This is a genomic window from Sulfuricurvum sp. (assembly GCF_023250475.1).
Lineage (GTDB): Bacteria > Campylobacterota > Campylobacteria > Campylobacterales > Sulfurimonadaceae > Sulfuricurvum.
The window spans coordinates 1-5,414 of the sequence record NZ_JAHFAQ010000139.1 but is presented as its reverse complement, the minus strand read 5'-3'; the positions used below and the strand labels follow the sequence as shown (position 1 = coordinate 5,414).

Annotated in this window: 7 protein-coding genes; 2 read left to right on the top strand and 5 right to left on the bottom strand. The window is 43.5% G+C overall.

Annotation, left to right across the window (positions count from 1 at the left end; translation table 11 throughout):
- Nucleotides 1–312: flagellar hook-basal body complex protein (locus Q0C19_RS10745; protein ID WP_295055863.1), on the bottom strand; the 312-nt coding region annotated here is incomplete at its 3' end.
- A 17-nt stretch (nucleotides 313–329) separates the two neighbouring features.
- Nucleotides 330–1,142, bottom strand: a complete 813-nt coding sequence (locus Q0C19_RS10740; RefSeq protein WP_295055861.1) for a flagellar hook-basal body protein — start codon at nucleotides 1,140–1,142, stop codon at nucleotides 330–332.
- Nucleotides 1,143–1,288: 146 nt separating this feature from the next.
- Here Q0C19_RS10740 and rpoD point away from each other — a divergent pair, with 146 nt between their 5' ends.
- Nucleotides 1,289–3,151 carry an RNA polymerase sigma factor RpoD gene (gene rpoD / locus Q0C19_RS10735; protein WP_295055859.1) on the top strand — a complete coding sequence of 621 codons (1,863 nt, stop codon included), beginning with the start codon at nucleotides 1,289–1,291 and terminating at the stop codon, nucleotides 3,149–3,151.
- A complete protein-coding gene (locus Q0C19_RS10730; RefSeq protein WP_295055857.1) occupies nucleotides 3,151–3,837 on the top strand; it encodes a hypothetical protein in 687 nt (228 codons plus the stop codon). The genes rpoD and Q0C19_RS10730 overlap by 1 nt, the downstream gene beginning before the upstream one ends.
- Here Q0C19_RS10730 and Q0C19_RS10725 read toward each other — a convergent pair.
- From Q0C19_RS10725 to Q0C19_RS10715, 3 genes are all read right to left on the bottom strand, one after another.
- Nucleotides 3,821–4,249, bottom strand: a complete 429-nt coding sequence (locus Q0C19_RS10725; RefSeq protein WP_295055856.1) for a hypothetical protein — start codon at nucleotides 4,247–4,249, stop codon at nucleotides 3,821–3,823. The genes Q0C19_RS10730 and Q0C19_RS10725 overlap by 17 nt on opposite strands.
- Before the next feature lie 2 nt (nucleotides 4,250–4,251).
- Nucleotides 4,252–4,557: an AtpZ/AtpI family protein gene (locus Q0C19_RS10720; RefSeq protein ID WP_295055854.1), complete on the bottom strand. Its 306-nt coding sequence runs from the start codon at nucleotides 4,555–4,557 to the stop codon at nucleotides 4,252–4,254.
- The coding region (locus Q0C19_RS10715; RefSeq protein WP_295055852.1) for a glutamate-1-semialdehyde 2,1-aminomutase at nucleotides 4,557–5,414 on the bottom strand (858 nt) is incomplete at its 5' end. The genes Q0C19_RS10720 and Q0C19_RS10715, both read right to left, overlap by 1 nt.

The following is a 5,414-nucleotide window of genomic DNA, read 5'->3' as shown; positions in this document are numbered from 1 at the left end:
TTTAAAAAACCCTTTTCCGGTAATTGCAAGATCAAGGGTATTATCGGTTTGTTTCAAACTTCCCTCGGTAAAAACTTTATTGATCGCTGTCGGTCGAACCCCGAGACCCACTTCAATCCCTGTCGGTGATTTGGTTGTATCACTGGTAGAGGTTCCGGCATACGTCATGACTTTGTACATCAAATCGGCAAATTCGGCACGGGATTTTTTGTATCCCATGGTGTTAACGTTGGCAATATTATTGGCGGTGGTATCGATTTGGGTTTGCATGGCCAGCATCCCGGTAGAGCTGGTATAGAGCGATTGCATCATAGTCTTATCTCCTTATCTTATCGACGTGTTACCGCGAGTTTTTCAATCGCGTCTTTATTCATATCATTCATCTGTGTATCCATCGCTTTTTGGTACATCCCTACCAAACGGTTTGCTTCGACCAATGAAATCATTTCGTTCACTGCGTTAACGTTGCTTTTTTCGACAAATCCCTGCATAACACTTCCGCTTTCCGCCAAGGGAGTCAGGGGATCTGCTGCGTCAGGGGTATAGAGATTATTCCCCTCTTTGGCAAGATTACGGATATTTTGCGGTTCGACAACCAATAGCTTTTTATTGGCGACCATCTGATTCGATCCGGGAACATTGGTTGAGACTTGACCGTTTTTATCAATAGTGATAATACTGTCCTGCGGATTAAATGTTATCGGTGTTTTATCGGCAGAGAGAACTTCATGTCCCTGTTTGTTGACCAGTTTTCCCTCATCATTCAGGGTAAAAGTTCCATCTCGTGTAAGACGGACCCCCTGAGGAGTTTGGACTGCAAAAAACTGTCCCTCTTTTGATAGTGCCAAATCAAATGTATTATCCGTGCGCTGCATTGCACCCAGAGTATGATCGGTATAGGCATCGGTAATTTGAGGAACACGCGCAAGAGAGCGGTTAAAATACTGAGCCGCCTCTTCAGTATGATTGGCGATTGGTAGATTGCTTTGAGCCGTTTTATAAAGACGTTCAAAATCTCCCGTTATCAACTGATCCCGCTTGTATCCCGCAGTATTGGCATTGGCAAGGTTCGACGCAATCGTGTCCATACGATTAAATTGCGCTACCATTCCCCCTGTTGCCGCATAATATCCGGTCTGCATTTATCATCCTTGTGGAGTATTGAGACTTTCATAGCAACAAGTGTTCCACTGTATCGAATACGGTAAAAATCTAAACATATACTACTGTTTAAGAAAAATTTCGGTATAATCCCCCTCTTTTTAAACGTTAAGGGAGTCCTCCTCGTATGAGTGTCAAAGATCTAAATAAACATCTCGAAACCCTATTTGCCGAACATAAATCTAAAAATTGTCTCACTTATGAAACAATTGTCGATCCTTTTGACAAACAACCTACCCTTGCGCAAGCAAAAAACATCCTTAAATTGGCTCAGAAACATAAAATCTGCCTCTTTACCTCTTCTGAACATGCCAAAATGCTCAATCAGCAAGAAGCGGCTGCCAAACGTGCCGCTCAGCTTAAATATATCGAAGAAGCGAGCGGTGATGAGTTTGATATTCTCAAACAACATGAGCTTCTTGAGTGGTCACGTTCTGATTCACCGGTACGTATGTACCTGCGTGAAATGGGTCAGATTCCCCTTCTTACCAAAGAAGAAGAAGTTGAAATTTCCAAACGTATGGAGATGGGAGAAGGGATTATCATTGATGCGATCTGTTCCGTCCCATATCTGATCGATTTTATCCTCGATTATAAAGATCCTCTTATTAACCGCGAACGTCGGGTTAAAGAACTTTTCAAAAGTTTTGAAGAATCAGAAGAAGAAGCGGACGATGACAGCGAAGATGATGATGCCGATGAAGAAGAAACGAATGAAAAAGCTCCTTCCGTTAAAGATAAAAAACGGGTAGAAAAAGTTGTAACCTCTTTTAAAGCGCTCGAAAAAGCGAAAAAAGAGTGGGTAAAAGCAACTGAAAAAATGTTGGAAGAGTGTACGATTGATGAGATGGATGCCGACTACGTCCTCTTCTTTCTCAACGTCAGCTTCAAGAAAAAAATGCTTAAAGAGGCATTGCTTGACCTCGGACCGACCTCTAAACTCATCAATGAGCTTGTCCGTTCTATGGAAACGGCATTGCGCAGTGATGAAGGTTTTGATCGTGAATTGAAACGTCTTGAGTACAAACTTCCTCTTTTTAACGATCAGCTTAAAAAGAATCATACGTTGATTTTGAATAAAATCTGCGATTTGACCAAAGAAGAGATCGCGACGAAAGTGCCTGAAGCAACCATGGTCAGCACCTATATGGAGATCAAAAAACTGATTCAGACCAAAGAGGCTTCCAAGGGTGGCTTCAATATGGAACCGGACAAATTGGCCGATATTTTGGAACAGATCAAACGGGGTAAAAATATTTCGGAAGTTTCCAAAACCCGTATGGCCAAGTCGAATCTTCGTCTCGTTGTCTCGATTGCCAAACGTTATACCAACCGCGGGTTGCCGTTTCTTGATCTGATTCAAGAGGGGAACATCGGACTCATGAAAGCGGTCGATAAGTTCGAATACCAAAAAGGGTATAAATTCTCGACCTATGCGACATGGTGGATCCGTCAGGCGATCAGCCGTGCGATTGCTGACCAGGCACGTACGATCCGTATCCCGATCCACATGATCGAGACAATCAACCGTATCAATAAAATTATGCGCAAACATCTTCAAGAACACGGAAAAGAGCCGGATGTCGAAACCATTGCGGAAGAAGTTGGCTTGTCGGTTGAGAAAGTTAAAAACGTTATCAAAATTACCAAAGAGCCGATTTCACTCGAAGCTCCGATCGGAAATGAAGAAGACGGACGTTTCGGAGATTTCATCGAAGACAAAATGTCTCTCTCTCCATCGGATGCAATTTTGAAAGACGATTTGAAAGTCCAAATCGAAAGCGTTCTCGAACAGCTTAACGAGCGGGAAAAAGCGGTTATCAAAATGCGATTTGGTATTATGGATGACGAAAGTGACCGTACTCTCGAAGAGATCGGAAAAGAGCTTAACGTTACCCGTGAGCGTGTCCGTCAAATCGAAAGCAGCGCCATCAAAAAGCTCAAACACCCTAAAGTGGGTCGTAAACTTAAAAACTATATCGAGGACTGATGACTTTCGATCAGCAGTGGATTGAATACGATTTTAATCCGTTTATCCTTTTTAATTCCAATGGAAAAATCGTGTCGCTCAACACCGAGGCGCAATACCTCCTCGGTGCGATAGAGGCTTCTGCCATCTATAAAATAGCGACCACCTACGCTAATTCATCTTTCGGATTTAAAACAACTTTTTTAGAGCTCGAATTCGGACGGTTTAAATTTTTCGGAATTACGGTCGGATATGAAGATGAAGAGCAGATCGGTATACGCCTCTATCAGCTCCCCTCTTTCCAATTTACCGCGCAAAAACCTGACGGTCAACTGGTGAATGTCTACACCTTGATCGATTTGTGTATCAGTTCTAATTCAATCGGTTCATCCACAAAATACCTGAAAGAACTCGATCCGACTATCCCTGAAATCCGCCTTCACACCGAAATATTTATCAAGCTACTCAATAAAATTTATATCTCTATGGGAAATAATGAAAAGATATTGACCCGTTTGTTTTTCCGTGTCGGAGAGCATATAAAATTTGAGGGGGAAAAATATTCTCTCTTTTCCATCGAGATTTCCGCCGAATCGATTATTCGCAAATATCTCCCCGAGATCACCCATTTAGCGGAAGAGAATAACCTTTTCATCGATCAAAAAGAGAATAAAATAACCATCAATGTTCCTATGATTGTGAAATAAACATCTTTTTAGCAAGTAGATATCCTATCGGCATTCCTACCGCCAGCCCGATTAAATAGGGTAAAATTGACAATGCGTGGCTGTTGTTAAGTCCGATAAATCCTAAAATTAAAAAAGCGTACGGTATTAAACGGTATACGGATACCATTGCCGAAGCATTTTGTGTTGTATTTTGAATAACATTGCTCTTTTGACGAGCTTTTTCCTCTTTGATCATCTGCTTGATGTCGGTAATCTCTTGTTCACGTTCCTCTTCATACAAATCGTACGGATCATCCATCATATCGATCACATCTTTATGATCCTCTACATCAGCATCAGCGACACGGCTTTGAATCATATTGCGATACGAATAAAGTGACCCCATAACGATAAGCATAGAGGAGAGCATCGCAACGAAAAAACTAGACATGATCACTCCTCATCATCGTCATCATCGTCTTTTTGCTGTTTCCCCATGTTGTAACGAGGATCTTTGGCTAATTTCTCAAACTCTTTGTATTGTTTGCTATACGCTTTGTAGACATTCATGACAGCAGCGGCAATACCGATTGCAACACCGATCCATAATAACCATGCAATCCCTGTAACCTTTTTAAGCCCCAGCCCGATCGCAACACCGATGAGAATAGCAACTACCATCGATATACCCAAAGAAAGGCTCTCCGCCCCCTCTATAATCGGCTTAATACGCGGTTTATGCTCTTCTTGATTTTCCATTACAGCTCCCCGAAGATTTTATTTGCGGCAGCGATGGTCTCTTCGATCATGGCATCGGTCGTTGCAGTACAAATAAATCCTGTCTCAAACTGAGAACAGGCGAAGTAGAACCCTGCATCGAGCATCGCGGCATGAAAACGGGCGAAGCGAGCCGTGTCGCTTTTAAGTGCTTCTGCAAAATTTCCTACCGATTCATCTGAGAAGAAAAATCCGAACATTGAACCGCGTACATCGGTTTGCAGCCCGATGTTGTTCTGCACAGCCGCTTCTGCGAACCCGTTCATGAGACGCTTTGCACGCTCTTCGAGAACACCGAATACTTTTGCATTGTTTTTAAGCTTACGGATAGAAGCAAGACCCGCCGCCATTGCGACAGGGTTACCGCTAAGAGTTCCCGCCTGATACACACCGCCCTCCGGTGAGAGGTGTGCCATAATATCACGACGACCTCCGAATGCACCGACCGGCATACCGCCGCCGATTACTTTACCCAAAGTCACAAGGTCCGGCTTGGTTCCCGTAATACTCTCCGCTCCGTGTAAGCACGCACGAAAGCCGCTCATAACTTCGTCAAAAATCAACAATGCACCATACTCATCACATACCGTGCGAAGTTCGGCAAGAAAATCTTTGGTTGCCGGAACAAGCCCCATATTGCCGGCAATCGGCTCGATGATGACACAAGCAATCCCTGGGCTGTCGGCAAAACATTGTTTGACACTCTCGATATTGTTATACTCCGCCAACAACGTGTGTTTAGCGAAATCAGCGGGTACTCCCGGAGAACTCGGTGTTCCGAATGTCACGGTACCCGAACCGGCTTGAACCAATAACGCATCGCTGTGTCCGTGGTAGCA

Excerpts from the sequence above, each read along its gene's own strand:
- Q0C19_RS10740 (WP_295055861.1), bottom strand. The coding sequence starts at position 1,142 with ATGCAGACCGGATATTATGCGGCAACAGGGGGAATGGTAGCGCAATTT.
- rpoD (WP_295055859.1), top strand. The coding sequence starts at position 1,289 with ATGAGTGTCAAAGATCTAAATAAACATCTCGAAACCCTATTTGCCGAA.
- Q0C19_RS10730 (WP_295055857.1), top strand. The coding sequence starts at position 3,151 with ATGACTTTCGATCAGCAGTGGATTGAATACGATTTTAATCCGTTTATC.
- Q0C19_RS10725 (WP_295055856.1), bottom strand. The coding sequence starts at position 4,249 with ATGTCTAGTTTTTTCGTTGCGATGCTCTCCTCTATGCTTATCGTTATG.
- Q0C19_RS10720 (WP_295055854.1), bottom strand. The coding sequence starts at position 4,557 with ATGGAAAATCAAGAAGAGCATAAACCGCGTATTAAGCCGATTATAGAG.